This window comes from Sungkyunkwania multivorans (genome assembly GCF_042675645.1).
GTDB lineage: Bacteria > Bacteroidota > Bacteroidia > Flavobacteriales > Flavobacteriaceae > Sungkyunkwania > Sungkyunkwania multivorans.
The window spans coordinates 525473-541344 of the sequence record NZ_JBHTJH010000017.1; the positions used below are offsets into that span (position 1 = coordinate 525473).

A 15872-nucleotide genomic window follows, 5' to 3' on the forward strand; every position below is an offset into this window, starting at 1 on the left:
ACTGCCAACTGTTTTACTATAAAAAATGGATACTAAAGAGTTACTCAAAAAAGTTCGAAAAATAGAGATAAAGACAAGGCGTCTTAGCGACCACATCTTTGGAGGAGAGTACCACTCGACCTTCAAAGGGCGCGGGATGACCTTTAGTGAGGTACGTCAGTATCAGTTTGGGGACGATGTTCGTAGTATCGATTGGAATGTAACTGCTCGCTACAACGAGCCATATGTGAAAATCTTCGAAGAGGAACGTGAATTGACCATGATGCTTATGGTAGATATAAGCGGGTCGGAGCTTTTTGGGACTACCGGACAGTTCAAAAATGAGGTAATCACTGAGATTTCAGCAACACTAGCATTTTCGGCACTTCAAAATAATGATAAAGTGGGGCTCATCCTTTTTTCAGATGACATCGAGCTCTACATTCCACCGAAGAAGGGAAAGTTCCACGTGCTTAGGATCATACGTGAATTGTTGGAATTTCATCCCAAAAGCAAGAAGACCAATATTTCTCAAGCCTTGAAATTTATGTCAAGTGTTATGAAGAAAAAGGCGATCGTATTCATACTCTCGGACTTTATTGCTGACAATTACGAACACACGATGAGGATCGTTGGCAAGAAACATGATGTTACCGGCATTCGAGTTTATGATCGGCGAGAGGAGGCAATCCCCAACTTGGGTGTTGTACAAATGGAAGATGAGGAATCTGGAGAGCTGGTATTGGTCAATACGAACGCAAGAAAAGTTAGAAACGATTATGCTAAATTTTATAAGGACAAAGTGAATTACTTTAATGACACCTTTACAAAAAGTGGCTCTGGCGTTTTGAGTTGTAGAGTAGATGAGAGCTATGTGAAAAAATTATTAGGGTACTTTAAAAGACGAGGGTAGTAAGAGCTATGAACTATGAATTAAGAATTTTGAATATCCTTTCGTCGTTTCGAATCAAAGATTTCGAAATGAGAAAACTCATCGTTCTTTGTTTTATGCTCTTCACCGCAATTTTCGGGTTTGCTCAATCACAGCCGAAAGTGTCTTCTTCAATTGACTCTACCAGAATCAAAATAGCAGAACAATTCAATTACACCATCAATGTTGAGACGGATTCAACGGAAATAGTTACTTTTCCTAAGAATCAAGCCTTTGCCCCGTTCGAGGTGATCGAGGACCATAATATAGATACGATCAGGGAGAATGCAAGGTTCAATCTCATCAAAAAATATGGGCTTACCCAATGGGATTCTGGTTATTACAAATTACGCAGCCAAAAGGTGGGTGTTGGAGGAAAGATCTTTTTGACGGACTCCGCGTTTGTTGAGGTCACTACGATCAAAGTAGACACGGTCAGCAAGGAATTCTTCGATATAAAGCCATTGGTGGCAGTAGAAAAGAGCTATGAGGGTTGGTTACAATATCTTCTTTGGGGTCTTTTCGTGCTTTTAGTGATTGGAGGTTTGTTGTACTGGTTCGTCTTTAGGCAAAAACCATTGACCAAAGAAGAGAAGATTGCGTTGCTTCCTCCGTATGACCGCGCCCTGTTAAAGCTAAAAGAGCTCGAAACATCGCGATATATCCTTCAATCGGAGCACAAGAAATATTATTCTGAACTAACAGATATCGTACGATCTTATTTGGAAGAGGAAGCCAATGTTACAGCACTAGAGAGTACTACCGACCAATTGATAGAGAAGCTGGAATTGTTGAGTGATGCCGGTCAATTGGATCTGGACAAGCAAACCGTTACCGATCTAAAAAATGTATTAAAGAATGCCGATTTGGTAAAGTTTGCAAAAGCGCAACCAGAAATGAAGGTCGCTGAAGCTGATCGCCGGGCAATAGAAGGGGTTGTGATTCAAACACATAGGGCGATTCCAGAACCAACCGAGGAGGACTTAATGCAGAACGAAGAGTATTTGGCAGAATTACTCGCTAAAAAACGAAAGAAAAGAATAGTAATAGCGTCGGTAGTAGGTACATTTTTGCTTCTTGCGATCGTGGGAGGCAGCATCGCTTTTTATGGGTGGAATTATGTAAAGGATAATATTTTTGGACATCCCACCAAGGAATTGTTAGAAGGTGAATGGGTTCGTAGTGAATATGGGACTCCACCAATTATTTTAGAAACACCGAAGGTATTGAAGCGCAAGTCGGTACCAGTTCCCAGTTCCCCGGATAACGAATCACAAGGACCGCAAGGAGAGATAGAAACCTTTTTTTATGGAAGTGTGTTGGATAACTTTTACATGGCAGTATCTTCTTATCCAGTACCAAAAGAAGTCGAAATAGATTTGAATACAGTTTCTGAACTGTCTGTTAAAATGCTAGAGGAGCAGGGAGCGGAGAACTTGATCGTAAAAAAAGATGAATTCTCACTTGCTAGCGGAGCCTCTGGATTAAAGACCTACGGGCGTGGTGAGTTTGTGAATAAGGACACCCAGAAGCGATTCAAAACCGAGTACAGCATATATCTTTTTAAAGAAAAGGAAGGCATTCAACTTGTAATGTTGGTGTATCAACGCGATGATGCCTATGCAAAAGATATCGTTGAACGCATTACCAATTCGATAAGTTTTAAAACAGGGGCTTAAATGGTAGAAGGAATAGAATTTGCAAATCCACAGTTCTTTTGGTTGCTGTTAGCATTACCAATAGCAGTGGTTTGGTATATTTTTACGCGAAAACGGCAGACCGCCTCTTTAAAAATATCCAGTATCAAAGGTTTTAATGTAAGCGGTCAATTACTGCCAAAGTTAAGGCCACTATTGTTTGGCTTTAGACTTTTGGCATTGGCAGCTTTGATAACTGCAATGGCGAGGCCTCAAACAGTGGATGTATCGACTAAGACAAAGACCAATAAGGGAATAGATATTATCATGGCTATCGACATGTCGTCTAGTATGTTGGCCCGAGACCTTAAACCAAATAGGCTCTCAGCATTAAAAAAAGTGGCCGCAGAATTTGTCAATGGCCGGCCTAGCGATAGGATAGGATTGGTGGTCTATGCTGGAGAAAGTTATACCAAAACCCCAATAACGAGCGACAAGCGAATTGTTCAAAATGCATTGAGGGATATTAATTTTGACGGACTTATCGAAGACGGCACGGCCATTGGCATGGGACTAGCCACCGCTGTTAACAGACTTAAAGAGAGCAAGGCGCAAAGCAAGGTGATCATCCTCCTTACCGATGGGGTAAATAACTCGGGATTTATCGACCCCAATACGGCGTCTGAACTCGCGGTAGAATTTGGCATTAAGACCTATACGATAGGCCTAGGGACCAATGGCAATGCCTTAGCCCCGGTGGCACTTAATCCCAATGGTACCTTTAGGTATGGTTATAAACAAGTGGAGATCGACGAAAAGTTACTCAAAGAGATAGCCAAAGAGACGGGAGGCAAATATTTTAGAGCAACCAACAACAAGAAACTTGAGGAGATCTATGAAGAGATCAACAAATTGGAGAAGACCGAAATAGAAGAGTTCAAATATTATAATTATCAAGAGAAGTTCCGTCCACTAGTGTGGTTGGCAGGCATCCTGCTCCTTCTTGAATTATTGATGAGAGCGACGGTTTTTAGAAGTTTTGTTTAACGATTAATTTGATCATGTATCAACTAGAAGAAAAGGCATATTTCTATCTGTTGGCCATTATTCCAATAATGGTTGTAGGGTTCTTATTGCTTCAGCTATGGAGAAGACGTATGCAAGGAAAGTTTGCGGATAAGCAATTGTTGCTGAGGTTGAGTCCAGATCGCTCTAGTTTTAAGGGACTTTTAAAGTTGATCGTTGTGAGTTTGGGAATTGCTTGTTTGATAGTCGCCCTTGTCAATCCAAAAATTGGGACGAAATTAGAGACCGTGAAACGAGAAGGCGTAGACATCGTTTTTGCCGTGGACGTCTCCAAGAGTATGCTGGCAGAAGACATTGCTCCCAGTAGGATCGAAAAAGCTAAAAGATTGGTGTCCGAGATCGTGAATCAGTTGGCGAGCGATAGAATTGGGATTGTTGCATATGCGGGACAGGCATTTCCTTTATTGCCAATTACCACCGACTATGCCGCAGGAAAGATGTTCTTACAAAATATGAATACCGATATGGTATCTTCTCAAGGAACGGCGAGCGCCGAAGCTATCAAATTGGCGCAAAGTTATTACAACGACGAGGACCAGACAAATAGAGTTCTTTTCATCATTTCGGATGGTGAAGATCACGAAAGCGATGCCGCCAAGGCAGCCGAATTGGCAGCAGAGGAGGAAGGTATCACCATTTTTACGATTGGGGTAGGGACTTCCAAAGGAGGGCTTATTCCAATTAAACGAAATGGGGTGATCGAATCGTATAAGAAGGACAATCAAGGAGAGGCCGTGATCACCAAACTTAATGAGGATACCTTAAAAGCAATAGCCCAGAAGGCCAATGGCGATTATATTAACGGTGCCAACACCCAACAGGTAGTCGATTTTGTGAGAGAACGATTGAATGAAATGGATAAGACCGAATTCGAGGCAAAACAGTTTGTAGATTATAAAGACCAATTTCAATGGTTTTTAGGCGCAGGATTGTTATTGCTTTTTTTAGATGTATTCTTATTAGAGCGAAAGACGGCCTGGATAAAAAAGTTGAACTTGTTTAATGAAAAGGAAGCTGTATGAGAGTAGTGATGATTTTTACATTCCTATTGAATTTCTGCCTGACCTTTGCTCAGGAAACATCTGAAGATAAAGAGAAAGAGGCTTTAGCGGCCTCAATTGAGGCGAACAACTATGTCTATGAAGGTAATACTGAGCTTTTAAGCGATGACTTTGTTGAGGCCGAGGTGGCTTACCGAAAGGCGATAGCCAAGGATGATGCCAATGTCACTGCAAAATACAATCTGGCAAACGCCTATTATAAGGAAGAAAAACTCGCCGAGGCGCATCGAAGATATGTACAAGCTGCAAAGACAGCCACCAATAAGCAAGAGAAGCACAGTGCATTTCACAACATGGGAAATATTTTCATGAAGACAAAAGAATATGAAAAAGCCGTCGAGGCCTATAAAAATGCATTGCGTAATGATCCAAATGATGACGAGACTCGCTATAACTATGCCTTGGCAAAAGAGCTTTTAAAGAAGCAACAACAACAGAATCAGAACCAGGATCAGAAAAAAGACCAAGAGAATAAACAAGACCAAAACAAGGACAATAAGGATAAAGATAAAGACAACAAAGAGAAGGAAGGAGATAAAGAAGAGGACGAGAATAAGGACGATCAAAAGGAAAATGATCAAGAGGGAGATAAAGAAGACGATAAAGAAGGAGACAAGAAGGAAGATAAAAATAAGAATGATCAAGGTGATGAGGAGGAAAAGAAAGATAAAGAAGATGAAAATAAAGGGGGAGAACAACCGAAAGATCAACAGCAACAGCCACAGAGACTAAGCCCTCAGCAATTGAAAAATTTACTTGAGGCGATGAACAACGAAGAGAAGAAAGTACAAGATAAGATCAATGCCAAAAAGGCCAAAGGCGTTAAGGTAAAGGCCGAAAAGGATTGGTAGCTACTATGAATATCATAAAGAGAATAGCACTTCTTATATTCCTGCTAAGCACAGGAACTTTGCTCGCTCAGGTATCTTTTGAAGCCAAGGTGAGCAAAAAGGTCTTGGGCGTAAATGAACGACTTCGAGTTGACTTCCAAATGAATAAGGACGGGGATAACTTTACCCCGCCTAGCTTTGCCAATTTTAAGGTCGTTATGGGACCAAACCAGTCCATCAGTAATTCTTGGATCAATGGAAAGCGAACATTTTCAAAGACCTATTCCTATATTTTGGCCCCTACCAAAAGGGGGAAGTTCAAGATATCTCAAGCGACGGTAGATATTGATGGAAAAACCTATAAAACACTACCCGTTTCTATAGAGGTTACCGCAGCAGTAGATAAACCAAAGGACCCCAACGACCCAGAATATGTAGCAGAACAGAACATGCACTTGATCGCTGAGGTCTCTAAGGCCAATCCTTATTTAAATGAGGCGATCACCGTCGTTTACAAACTATACTTCAGCAATAATATCAATGTCTCTAACGTCAACGAATTGGACAGTCCGCAGTACAATGATTTTTGGAGTCATAACATCGAGATACGTCGCAAGATGGAGCAAGGCACCTTCAAAGGTGAACCCTATCGGTACATTATATGGAAAAAAGTGGTCCTTTATCCTCAGAAATCTGGAAAGCTGACCCTAGACCCATTGACCTTGAATATTACCCTCGATGTTCCCACCAATAGAAGGGACTTCTTTGGAGGACGTATTTATACGCAGATAGAAAAACCGCTAAAGGCAGGGAATAGAACCATACAGGTAAAAGCATTACCAGAAGAGGGAAAACCTGCAAATTTCACTGGAGCTGTAGGTGATTTTGATTTTACGGTCTCAACCAGCAAAGATCAACTCAATGCTGGCGAATCATTGCAAGCAAAGATCATCGTCAGTGGAAAAGGAAATCTTAAACTCTTCAAATTGCCCAAACTCAATGTTCCGAGCTCCTTGGAAGTGTATGAGCCTGAGCATGACGAAAAGGTACGAACCAATTTGGGGGGAATGCAAGGTAAAATTGCGGATAGCTACACCTTGGTGCCCCAATATCAAGGGAAGTATCCAATACCCCCGATCAGTTTTTCCTATTTCGACCCTGAAGCTGAAGCATATAGAACACTCACCTCTTCGGAATTGATTGTGGATGTCTTGGAAGGACCAACAAATAGTGGTGCAGTGACCAATAGGGATAATCTGCCTACGACTAACAATAAGAAAGTGGTCGTTAGTGCTGGAGACCAATTTCGATTCATTAAGTTGAGGCCGAATCTTGTCTCCATGAAGCAAACAGCATTCTTTAAGTCGAGATTGTTCTGGGCACTCCTGCTAACACCGTTTTTGATCATTCCGATCGCAATGTTCATCGGACGAAGGAGAAAGCAGAGAGCAACAGACATTACAGGCAACAAATTGAGAAAAGCTAATCGACTGGCCAAAAAATACCTTTCTGAATCTAAGAAGAATCTTGGGAAAAAGGAAACGTTCTATGAAGCTATGGAGCGAGCTTTACATAATTATTTAAAAGCCAAGATTCATATCGAAACCAGCGAATTTAGTAAAGAGAAGATCGTTGAACTACTCAAGACACGTGGCGCAGATGACCGATCGGTCAAAGGATTCATATCATTGATAGAAAGTTGTGAATTTGCAAGATATACGCCTGCATCGGTAGAGACGATGAAACAGGATTACGACAAAGCGGTGACCGTGATCTCAGAAATTGACAAGCAAATACGATAGATAATATTCGTGGGATGAAAAGACTTTTTTACATACTTCTTCTAATTTCAAATAGCGCTTTTGGCATGCAAAACGACGCGCTGTTCGAAGAGGCGAATGCATTATACAATGAAAATAAGTTCACCGAGGCGATCGCTAAATACGAGGAGATCCTTAGAACTGGCGTTCATTCTTCCGAATTGTATTACAATTTGGCCAATGCGCACTATAAACTCAACAATATCGCTCCAAGTGTCTATTATTATGAGAAAGCGCGTTTGTTAGACCCAAACGATAAGGACATTGCCAACAATTTGGCATTTGCCCAAAATATGACCATCGATGCGATAGATGAAATGCCACAAACAGGACTCTCTAGGTTCTCAGAGAGGATACTCGGCAAGCTAAGCTATAATAACTGGGCCATGCTTTCAGTCATTTTTGTTTTTCTATTCGTTATCTTGTTCTTGGTCTATTATTTTTCCTATTCATCCCTTACCAAGCGAATAGGATTCATTGCAAGCACCATTCTCCTCCTGTTGGCCATAGCTTCGGTGACCATTGCCTTTCAGCAGTTTGAAATAGATAAAGAAGATAACCCTGCCATAGTATTTGCCGAAAAAACTTCGGTACGGACTGGGCCCAAATACAGTGATGAGGAAGTTTTCGTGCTTCATGAAGGCACAAAAGTGCAAGTCTTAGAAGGTTTCGATAATTGGCAACGAATAAAATTGGCAGATGGAAAAATTGGATGGATACCACAAGATGATATTAGAATGCTGAAGGATTTTTAAAAAGAATTAACAGTATTGTTTGATAATTCGTATATTTTTGTTTCTTTCAAATTATTGTGAAGCCCTTTTTTCTCATATCGCTGGTCTCTCTGCTAAGCTTGTCTATCTTAGCACCCACCATCATGACCATGTTTGATTATAACATCGAGTCCGTATATGAACTTGGAGAAGAGGAAGGAAAGAAAGAAGGAAAGAAAGAAGCTGCTGAAAAAGACCTCTATTTTCAGGGAACTTTTACCAGTGAATTCTCATCGAAAGAGTCTATTTATCAATTAAATAGCTATTACAATATTTCGAATTTGAATTTTACTCCAGAGATACCGCTTCCCCCGCCAGAGTTATTCGCATAGTTTTTCGTTTATTTTTATTTGACTAATTAACACAACCAAGCCTTCAATAGGGATTCTCTAAATGTGAGGGCAAAAATTTATAGCTATGTTTAAATATTTAAAAAATGACTTACCAGCAAGTATAGTGGTGTTCTTCGTTGCACTGCCTTTGTGTCTGGGTATTGCCTTGGCCAGCGGTGCGCCCTTATTTTCTGGTCTTATCGCAGGTATCGTTGGTGGAATTGTAGTAGGAGCACTAAGTGGTTCTCAAATAGGAGTCAGTGGACCAGCGGCGGGACTAGCAGCCATCGTACTCACAGCCATCGGCGCGTTGGGAAGTTACGAGAATTTTCTCGTAGCCGTGGTTCTCGGGGGTGTCATCCAAGTGATATTTGGTGTTTTAAAAGCTGGAGTCATTGGATATTATTTCCCTTCCTCGGTCATTAAAGGAATGCTTACAGGAATAGGAATCATTATCATCTTAAAACAGATTCCTCATTTCTTTGGCTATGATGCAGATCCCGAAGGTGATTTTGCCTTTACTCAGGTAGATGGGGAGAATACCTTTTCAGAAATTCTTAATTCATTCAAGCAGATAAGCTTGGGAAGCACCCTTGTGGCCGTTATCGGCTTGGCCATACTTATTCTTTGGGAAAAGGTGCTCTCTAAAAAAGCGAAGATTTTTCAATTGATCCAAGGGCCTCTTGTGGCTGTGGTCTTTGGGATAATCTTTTATATCATGTTCGGTTCTACAGATACCTTTGCCATTAAGACAGAGAATCTCGTGAGCGTGCCGATACCTGAAGATGCATCATCCTTCTTGGCACAATTTAGCTTTCCAAATTTTGAGGTGATCACTCGAGGTGATGTACTTCTCACAGCATTTACGATCGCACTTGTAGCAAGTTTGGAAACATTGCTTTGTGTAGAAGCGACAGACAAGTTAGACCCTCAGAAGCGTGTAACACCCACCAACAGAGAGCTGTTCGCACAAGGAACAGGAAACATTATTTCAGGTATGATAGGCGGTCTACCAATTACTCAGGTGATCGTACGAAGCTCCGCTAATATCCAATCAGGGGGCAAGACAAAAATGTCTGCTATCATCCATGGTTTTTTCTTATTGATCTCGGTAATCCTCATTCCTAGATTACTTAACAAGATTCCGTTGTCTGTATTGGCCTCAATTTTACTCTTAGTAGGATATAAATTGGCAAAACCTTCAACTTTCAAGGCGATGTATGCTGCCGGCTGGAAACAATTCGTACCTTTTATAGTGACAATAGTCGGAATTGTAATGACAGACCTCTTGGTAGGAATAGGACTAGGATTGGGTGTAGGTATCGTAGTTATACTTTATAAGAGCTATCAAAATTCTCACTTCTTGCATATTGAAGATAAAAGTAACGGAGTACACAAAATAAAGATGACCTTGGCAGAGGAAGTGACGTTCTTTAATAAAGGTGCTATCTTAAAAGAGTTAGATTCGTTGCCCAAGGATACCCATCTAACGCTAGACGTACGGAAAACACGTTACCTCGATAACGATATTTTAGAAATTCTAGATGATTTTAGGGAGAAGGCAAAACAACGTCAAATACACATCACTTTGCTATCGGAGCGTGGGGAAGTGGAAAACCCTGATAGCTATATCGAATTTTTTAGACTAAGACCGAAAACAGCTTAAAACCAATAAACATGAAGGCACAAACAAAAGAAACACAGGCGGCAATGACACCTAGTTCCGCAATAGATGCTTTAAAGGAAGGGAACGCCCGTTTTATAAAAGCGAAAATGGCTGGAAGAGACCTTTTGGATCAAGTAAAAGATACCGCCAGTGGTCAGTATCCATTCGCGACGGTCCTTGGCTGCATCGACTCTAGAGTATCTGCAGAGTTGATCTTTGACCAAGGCGTTGGGGATATTTTTAGCGCTAGAGTTGCAGGAAACATAGTTAACGAAGATATCTTGGGAAGTATGGAGTTCGCTTGTAAACTGGCAGGAACCAAAGTGATAGTGGTCCTTGGACATACTAGTTGTGGCGCGGTCAAAGGTGCCTGCGACGATGCAAAGATGGGAAATCTTACAACGCTTCTTAGCAAAATAAGACCAGCGGTCGAAGCGGTAAAAGAACCTTCAAATGCCTCAGAAAGGATATCCAAGAATATTGATTTTGTCAATGAGGTTGCGACCAAAAATGTCCATTTGACCATAGAGAACATTCGTCAAAAGAGTCCAGTGTTGGCAGAAATGGAGGAAGATGGAGAAATCGCCATTGTCGGCGCTATGTATGATATCAATGATGGTAAAGTGACATTCTATTAGAAAAAAATCATAAGACTTATACATCCCAATGTTGTCTAAGCATTGGGATTTTTTTTGTAAAAAAGCAGTATCTTGCTTATGAACGAATAACCAACCTATGAAGGACTTCTTTAAGCACATCAAAGGGGATGCCTTTGGTGGTATCACCGCAGGAATAGTTGCATTGCCCTTAGCACTAGCCTTTGGTGTGAGTTCCGGACTAGGTCCCGATGCTGGACTATACGGCGCGATATTCATAGCATTCTTCGCAGCACTCTTTGGTGGAACACCAACACAGATCTCTGGGCCAACAGCACCTATGACCGCTGTAAGCATTATTATTGTTGCCGGCATCGTCGGCGCCAATGATGGTGATGTTCAGAAGGCGTTGCCGGCCATCCTTACTGTTTTTTTACTTGCTGGGGTCATACAGATCGGTATTGGATTTGCCGGCTTGGGAAAGTATATAAAATACATACCTTACCCTGTAGTTTCGGGATTTATGACAGCTATCGGGGTGATGATCCTATTCACGCAAATACTTCCCGCAATTGGTTATTATCCATCAGAGGACAAGGCCCTAATTGAAAAATATAAACCTGCTGCAGAGGATGTGATCCTCAAAAAAATATTGGATGATGAGGCCGAAGAAGGAATTTTGGTACTTGAAGATTTTTCTGAGACCGAAAGAAGAGCCTCGCAAGTCACCGAAGAGGCCATTATTTTAGAGGCAGAAACATTGGCAGCCAAACAGGGCAAATCTGTAGTTGGTTCTATCAAGTATTTTCCAAGAGCTTTTAGGCAGATCGATTGGCTAGAACTGGCCTTGTGCTTGGCCACCATCTTCATTATTTATGGGTTCAAAAGGATTACCAAAAAAATTCCGAGCACCTTGGTAGCGCTTTTGGTCGTTTCGGCCGTCGCCATCTTTGCCGATCTAGGGTACCGCCCTATACGACAGATTCCAGAAGGTTTTCCAGAATTTCAGGGAATCAAAATATTGTCAGGATTTAGTCTAGCAGGTATTAGCCCTTATATATTTACGGCGCTCTCGCTGGCATTTTTAGGAGCCATCGACTCGCTTTTAACTTCTGTGGTTGCGGACAATATGACAAAGACCAAGCACAACTCTAATAAAGAGTTGATAGGTCAAGGGATTGGGAATACCATTGCCGCCCTTTTTGGTGGGATTCCTGGCGCTGGGGCTACGATTCGTACAGTGGTAAATATCAACTCTGGAGGAAAAACAAAACTTTCAGGAATGATAGCAGGCCTACTGCTGCTGGTCATTCTTTTGGCTCTCGGCCCCGTGGCGTCTAAAATTCCAGCGGCGGTATTAGCTGGAATTTTAATAACCGTTGGTATCGGGGTTATGGATTATAAAGGATTGAAAGCGATTCCGAATATGCAAAAGGACATCAAGTTCAAATATGTTAAGATCAGTTCGGAAGTGGTGATCATGTTGATCGTATTGGTGCTTTCGGTAGTATGGGATCTGGTTGCGGCAGTGGGTATTGGACTGGTGTTGGCATCGTTGAGCTTTATGAAAAAGATGGGAGATTTTACCGCCAACTATTCAAAGGTCACCAATTTAACACAGGCCAATAAGGACGAACGATTATGGAGTGATGAGTTAGAATTTCCAGAACGCTTTACCGAGGAGGTTTTTATCAAACACCTTAGTGGGCCATTATTTTTTGGATATACGAGCGAGTTTCAATCCTTGGCAAAGCAAATACCTCAAACGGCCTCTCATGTAATACTTAGAATGGATAAAGTCCCTTATGTGGACCAGTCCGGCCTGTACGCTTTAGAGGATGTATTATTGGATCTGGAGCAACGAGATGTACACACATTAATGGTGGCACCTCAAAAGCAACCGCTGATGATGTTAAAGCAAATAGACATCGTGCCAGACCTTGTTCCCGAAGAATGTATCTTCGAAAACTTTCAAGAATGTGTCAACTATGTAAAGAAAAATGTGGAAGATAAGTATGATTCAATGTCAGGGATATAAACAGGCCTTTGTTACTTGGATATTATGATCATACCGAATTGGCGTCTATCTCCTCCATATCATGGATCTCTTCCTTATTCTCCAAGACCCATTGAAAGACAAATTCACCAATGCTCATTACAGGACTATACAGTGCGGATTCTTCTAAAGTCTCTTCCTCTATAAAACCCATTGAGTCATTTGCTCTATGAAAGAACACCAACAAAGCTCCAGCGATCACAGCGATTTTCAGTCCACCAAATACCCCGCCTAGGATCTTATTCAAAATACCCAATGCGGCAAAATCAGCAATTTTGGTCAACAATTTACCAGCCAAAGAGATGATGATGATGATGATCACAAAGGTGATTGCGAATGCGCAGAGATTGATGTATTTTTCATCCCAACTTACACGCTCTGCTAGGTAATCGCCAACAAAGTAGGAAAAGTGGATGGCGCCGTAGATACCCGCGATGAGAGCGACCAAAGAGGCGACCTCTACAAAAAGACCCTTCATAATTCCACGAACAAAACCAAATAGGATAAGTCCGCCCAATACGATATCGATGAAATTCATCAGCAAGAAGTTTTAACAAATATAGAATTTTGAATCATAACTAGTTTGTAAATTTGTGCCAATCAAAAAAGTATATGGCAAGAGACGAACAATTAAAGGAACGCTGGAGTATGGTCGTTGAAAGGCTATCATCGCAATTTGCCGATGGAGATACGCTGGATTTGGATGCGATCATTTATTTGATCGGTGTGCAAGAACTTGGACAGCTGCATCGAAAATTTAAGAAGGATGAAAAATTAAACTTGATGCATATTGCCATCTGTCGCTTGTTAGAGCCTTATGGATATTACGAGTTCGACTATTTTGACGAAGAAAGATGGCCGCATTACAAGATAAAGGAACAGTTACCACCACTTAAGGCAGGAGAGCAAAGTATTTTGATGAAAGAGGCTATCGTACAGTATTTCTTAGAGAAAGAGTACATCAACTAACCTAAAATCCCTAAATTTGCCGCGCTAATTTCTTTTAGAAGATGATTGATAAGATAAAGGAACATATCGCTGAGGTAGAGCAATTTACCACCGACAGCAAAGAAAAGATCGAGGCTTTTCGTATTAAATATTTAGGAAAGAAGGGGTTGTTAAATGACTTTTTTGCTGAATTTAAGAATGTTCCCAATGATCTAAAGAAAGAATTTGGGCAAACGATCAATCAACTTAAGACAGCTGCGACCGAGAAGGTAAATAGCCTAAAGGAAGAATTGGAAAATAAAGAGGAGGACCAAGGCGTTTATGGAGATCTTACGCGACCAGGAGAACCGATAAAAATTGGGGCGCGTCATCCGATATCCATTGTGAAGAACCAGATCATCGATATTTTTTCCCGTATCGGATTTAATGTTTCCGAAGGACCAGAGATCGAAGATGATTGGCATAATTTTACCGCATTGAACTTGCCCGAGTATCATCCGGCACGAGATATGCAAGACACCTTCTTTATTCAAACAGATCCCGATATTTTGTTGCGTACACATACCTCTTCGGTTCAGGTGCGTTACATGGAAAACAACAAACCGCCCATTCGCACGATCTCTCCAGGAAGAGTGTATCGCAACGAGGCGATTTCGGCACGTTCGCACTGTTTCTTTCATCAAGTAGAAGGACTCTATATCGACAAAGGCGTTTCCTTTGCCGACCTAAAGCAGACCTTGCAATATTTTACCACCGAGATGTTTGGAAAATCGAAGATCCGCCTGCGTCCATCCTATTTTCCTTTTACCGAGCCAAGTGCCGAGGTAGATGTCTATTGGGGATTGAACAATGAGGTCGATTATAGAATTACCAAAGGTACGGGTTGGTTAGAGATCATGGGCTGCGGAATGGTAGATCCCAATGTGTTGGAAAATTGCGGCATCGACTCCAAAGAATACTCCGGCTTTGCCTTTGGAATGGGCATCGACCGCATTGCGTTGCTCTTACATCAAACACCCGACATTCGAATGTTGAGTGAAAATGATGTGCGTTTCCTAGAGCAGTTTAAAAGCGCCTTATAGAACCAAAAATTCTTTTAAATGAAAAAGCTAGTTGTAACGTTTCTTTTTATTTTACCCGCATTGGTTTTCTCACAAAGTCTTGCGACTATTGGCAAAGAACTTAAGCTAGTAGGAGACTGGGAATTGACCGACATCGATTATGGCCGTGCCATGGATCTTAACAAGGACGGAGTCGCCTCAAAAAATGCTTTGAAAGAATTTGATTCCTGTAAAAAACACTATTTCTCTTTCGATGGCCAATACACTGGTGTTCTTAAAATCGGAGATGTCGATTGTGCAAGCAGTTTGATAGCCGATGATCTTGTTTGGACCATCAAAAAAACGACGCCACAAGAAATTGAGGCGGAGCTCGACGAGCTTTTTTACATAGATACATCTAATGATAAAAGTGAGGTCAAGAAGAAAAAGAGAAAAAACAAACGTTTTTTTCTCGTCATAAGTTCCGAGAAAGAAATCCTAGACGTGGGATACGAAATTTTGAAGCTAGACAAAACCGAAATGCAATTGGTGATGGTCTCTACCGACGGCTATGACAGCACACTTCCTGTAATTTGTACGTTTATAAAAACGGATTAGAATTGCGCAAAGACATTGAAATACCTGAGGTAAAAGACGTTTATGTGGCCATTGTTCAAGAATACAATCCTGAGTTCGAATGGAACGACTGGAACGCATACATCATCAACGACCGAAAGGATCCTATCGAAATGGTATTGATCGTTTCTAGCGGCTTTAACGACGATAAGATCACCTCTACCATGCGTCATAGCATCAAAATGATGCCTGCCAAATCCTATGCCAAGATCGAGTTGATGCAAGAAGAGGTGCTAAAGTTGACCAATGAATTTAGGGTGTCATTCTTTGCAGATAAGAAGATGTACGATAAGAAGTATGTCTTCGAAAAGAACACTATCTCCCCCGAAACGATAGGGCCGCTTCCAATTATCGAATTTAAGGGAGCTTTAGGAAAGTGATATTCCCAAAAATGTCATTCCCTTTTGTTTGAAATTTTGGGCGCTCGGCAACGACAACGTTTTCGGGCTTTTAATAACTTCCCTTTAGATTCCGCTGGTAA

The 15872-nt window shown here is 41.3% G+C and carries 16 protein-coding genes; 15 read left to right on the top strand and 1 reads right to left on the bottom strand.

Translation table 11 applies throughout. From position 1 onward, the window contains the following. Positions 1-25 precede the first annotated feature (25 nt). The 11 genes from ACFQ1M_RS13835 to ACFQ1M_RS13885 all read left to right on the top strand — a co-directional run bounded on the left by ACFQ1M_RS13835 (position 26) and on the right by ACFQ1M_RS13885 (position 12749). Positions 26-892, top strand: coding sequence for a DUF58 domain-containing protein (locus ACFQ1M_RS13835; protein WP_386409191.1), 867 nt, complete (start codon positions 26-28; stop codon positions 890-892). A 68-nt stretch (positions 893-960) separates the two neighbouring features. Further along, entirely contained in the window at positions 961-2589 is a 1629-nt protein-coding gene (locus ACFQ1M_RS13840) for a hypothetical protein (RefSeq protein WP_386409193.1), read from the top strand. After that, positions 2590-3594, top strand: coding sequence for a vWA domain-containing protein (locus ACFQ1M_RS13845; protein ID WP_386409195.1), 1005 nt, complete (start codon positions 2590-2592; stop codon positions 3592-3594). A gap of 14 nt (positions 3595-3608) precedes the next feature. Beyond that, complete coding sequence (locus ACFQ1M_RS13850) at positions 3609-4655, top strand: vWA domain-containing protein (RefSeq protein WP_386409197.1); 1047 nt, start codon at positions 3609-3611, stop codon at positions 4653-4655. Continuing rightward, positions 4652-5545, top strand: coding sequence for a tetratricopeptide repeat protein (locus tag ACFQ1M_RS13855; protein ID WP_386409199.1), 894 nt, complete (start codon positions 4652-4654; stop codon positions 5543-5545). Before ACFQ1M_RS13850 ends, ACFQ1M_RS13855 begins: the two co-directional genes overlap by 4 nt. A gap of 5 nt (positions 5546-5550) precedes the next feature. Further along, complete coding sequence (locus ACFQ1M_RS13860; RefSeq protein ID WP_386409201.1) at positions 5551-7326, top strand: BatD family protein; 1776 nt, start codon at positions 5551-5553, stop codon at positions 7324-7326. Positions 7327-7340: 14 nt separating this feature from the next. Continuing rightward, on the top strand, positions 7341-8099 hold the full coding sequence (locus ACFQ1M_RS13865) for a tetratricopeptide repeat protein (RefSeq protein WP_386409203.1): 759 nt from the start codon (positions 7341-7343) through the stop codon (positions 8097-8099). Positions 8100-8155: 56 nt separating this feature from the next. Next, a complete protein-coding gene (locus ACFQ1M_RS13870; protein WP_386409205.1) occupies positions 8156-8449 on the top strand; it encodes a hypothetical protein in 294 nt (97 codons plus the stop codon). 85 nt (positions 8450-8534) lie between these two features. Continuing rightward, entirely contained in the window at positions 8535-10115 is a 1581-nt protein-coding gene (locus ACFQ1M_RS13875; RefSeq protein WP_386409207.1) for a SulP family inorganic anion transporter, read from the top strand. Between the two features lie 11 nt (positions 10116-10126). Then, positions 10127-10753, top strand: a complete 627-nt coding sequence (locus tag ACFQ1M_RS13880; RefSeq protein ID WP_386409208.1) for a carbonic anhydrase family protein — start codon at positions 10127-10129, stop codon at positions 10751-10753. Between the two features lie 97 nt (positions 10754-10850). Beyond that, positions 10851-12749, top strand: coding sequence for a SulP family inorganic anion transporter (locus ACFQ1M_RS13885; RefSeq protein WP_386409210.1), 1899 nt, complete (start codon positions 10851-10853; stop codon positions 12747-12749). A gap of 28 nt (positions 12750-12777) precedes the next feature. Here the strand turns inward: ACFQ1M_RS13885 and ACFQ1M_RS13890 are convergent, their stop codons facing one another. Beyond that, positions 12778-13305 (bottom strand): CvpA family protein, encoded by a 528-nt coding sequence (locus ACFQ1M_RS13890; RefSeq protein ID WP_386409212.1) that lies wholly within the window; start codon positions 13303-13305, stop codon positions 12778-12780. A 74-nt stretch (positions 13306-13379) separates the two neighbouring features. On the opposite strand from ACFQ1M_RS13890, the gene ACFQ1M_RS13895 reads away from it, so the two are divergent. The 4 genes from ACFQ1M_RS13895 to ACFQ1M_RS13910 are packed head-to-tail and all read left to right on the top strand — an operon-like array spanning position 13380 to position 15771. Then, positions 13380-13736, top strand: a complete 357-nt coding sequence (locus tag ACFQ1M_RS13895; RefSeq protein WP_386409214.1) for a hypothetical protein — start codon at positions 13380-13382, stop codon at positions 13734-13736. A 41-nt stretch (positions 13737-13777) separates the two neighbouring features. Next, on the top strand, positions 13778-14797 hold the full coding sequence (pheS, locus tag ACFQ1M_RS13900; RefSeq protein ID WP_386409216.1) for a phenylalanine--tRNA ligase subunit alpha: 1020 nt from the start codon (positions 13778-13780) through the stop codon (positions 14795-14797). Positions 14798-14815: 18 nt separating this feature from the next. Then, on the top strand, positions 14816-15373 hold the full coding sequence (locus ACFQ1M_RS13905) for a hypothetical protein (protein ID WP_386409218.1): 558 nt from the start codon (positions 14816-14818) through the stop codon (positions 15371-15373). Between the two features lie 2 nt (positions 15374-15375). Beyond that, positions 15376-15771, top strand: coding sequence for a hypothetical protein (locus tag ACFQ1M_RS13910; RefSeq protein ID WP_386409219.1), 396 nt, complete (start codon positions 15376-15378; stop codon positions 15769-15771). Positions 15772-15872: the final 101 nt, after the last annotated feature.

Bases quoted from the DNA above. Each gene is read 5' to 3' on its own strand.
- ACFQ1M_RS13835 (WP_386409191.1), top strand. From the start codon at position 26: ATGGATACTAAAGAGTTACTCAAAAAAGTTCGAAAAATAGAGATAAAG.
- ACFQ1M_RS13840 (WP_386409193.1), top strand. From the start codon at position 961: ATGAGAAAACTCATCGTTCTTTGTTTTATGCTCTTCACCGCAATTTTC.
- ACFQ1M_RS13845 (WP_386409195.1), top strand. From the start codon at position 2,590: ATGGTAGAAGGAATAGAATTTGCAAATCCACAGTTCTTTTGGTTGCTG.
- ACFQ1M_RS13850 (WP_386409197.1), top strand. From the start codon at position 3,609: ATGTATCAACTAGAAGAAAAGGCATATTTCTATCTGTTGGCCATTATT.
- ACFQ1M_RS13855 (WP_386409199.1), top strand. From the start codon at position 4,652: ATGAGAGTAGTGATGATTTTTACATTCCTATTGAATTTCTGCCTGACC.
- ACFQ1M_RS13860 (WP_386409201.1), top strand. From the start codon at position 5,551: ATGAATATCATAAAGAGAATAGCACTTCTTATATTCCTGCTAAGCACA.
- ACFQ1M_RS13865 (WP_386409203.1), top strand. From the start codon at position 7,341: ATGAAAAGACTTTTTTACATACTTCTTCTAATTTCAAATAGCGCTTTT.
- ACFQ1M_RS13875 (WP_386409207.1), top strand. From the start codon at position 8,535: ATGTTTAAATATTTAAAAAATGACTTACCAGCAAGTATAGTGGTGTTC.
- ACFQ1M_RS13880 (WP_386409208.1), top strand. From the start codon at position 10,127: ATGAAGGCACAAACAAAAGAAACACAGGCGGCAATGACACCTAGTTCC.
- ACFQ1M_RS13885 (WP_386409210.1), top strand. From the start codon at position 10,851: ATGAAGGACTTCTTTAAGCACATCAAAGGGGATGCCTTTGGTGGTATC.
- ACFQ1M_RS13890 (WP_386409212.1), bottom strand. From the start codon at position 13,305: ATGAATTTCATCGATATCGTATTGGGCGGACTTATCCTATTTGGTTTT.
- ACFQ1M_RS13895 (WP_386409214.1), top strand. From the start codon at position 13,380: ATGGCAAGAGACGAACAATTAAAGGAACGCTGGAGTATGGTCGTTGAA.
- pheS (WP_386409216.1), top strand. From the start codon at position 13,778: ATGATTGATAAGATAAAGGAACATATCGCTGAGGTAGAGCAATTTACC.
- ACFQ1M_RS13905 (WP_386409218.1), top strand. From the start codon at position 14,816: ATGAAAAAGCTAGTTGTAACGTTTCTTTTTATTTTACCCGCATTGGTT.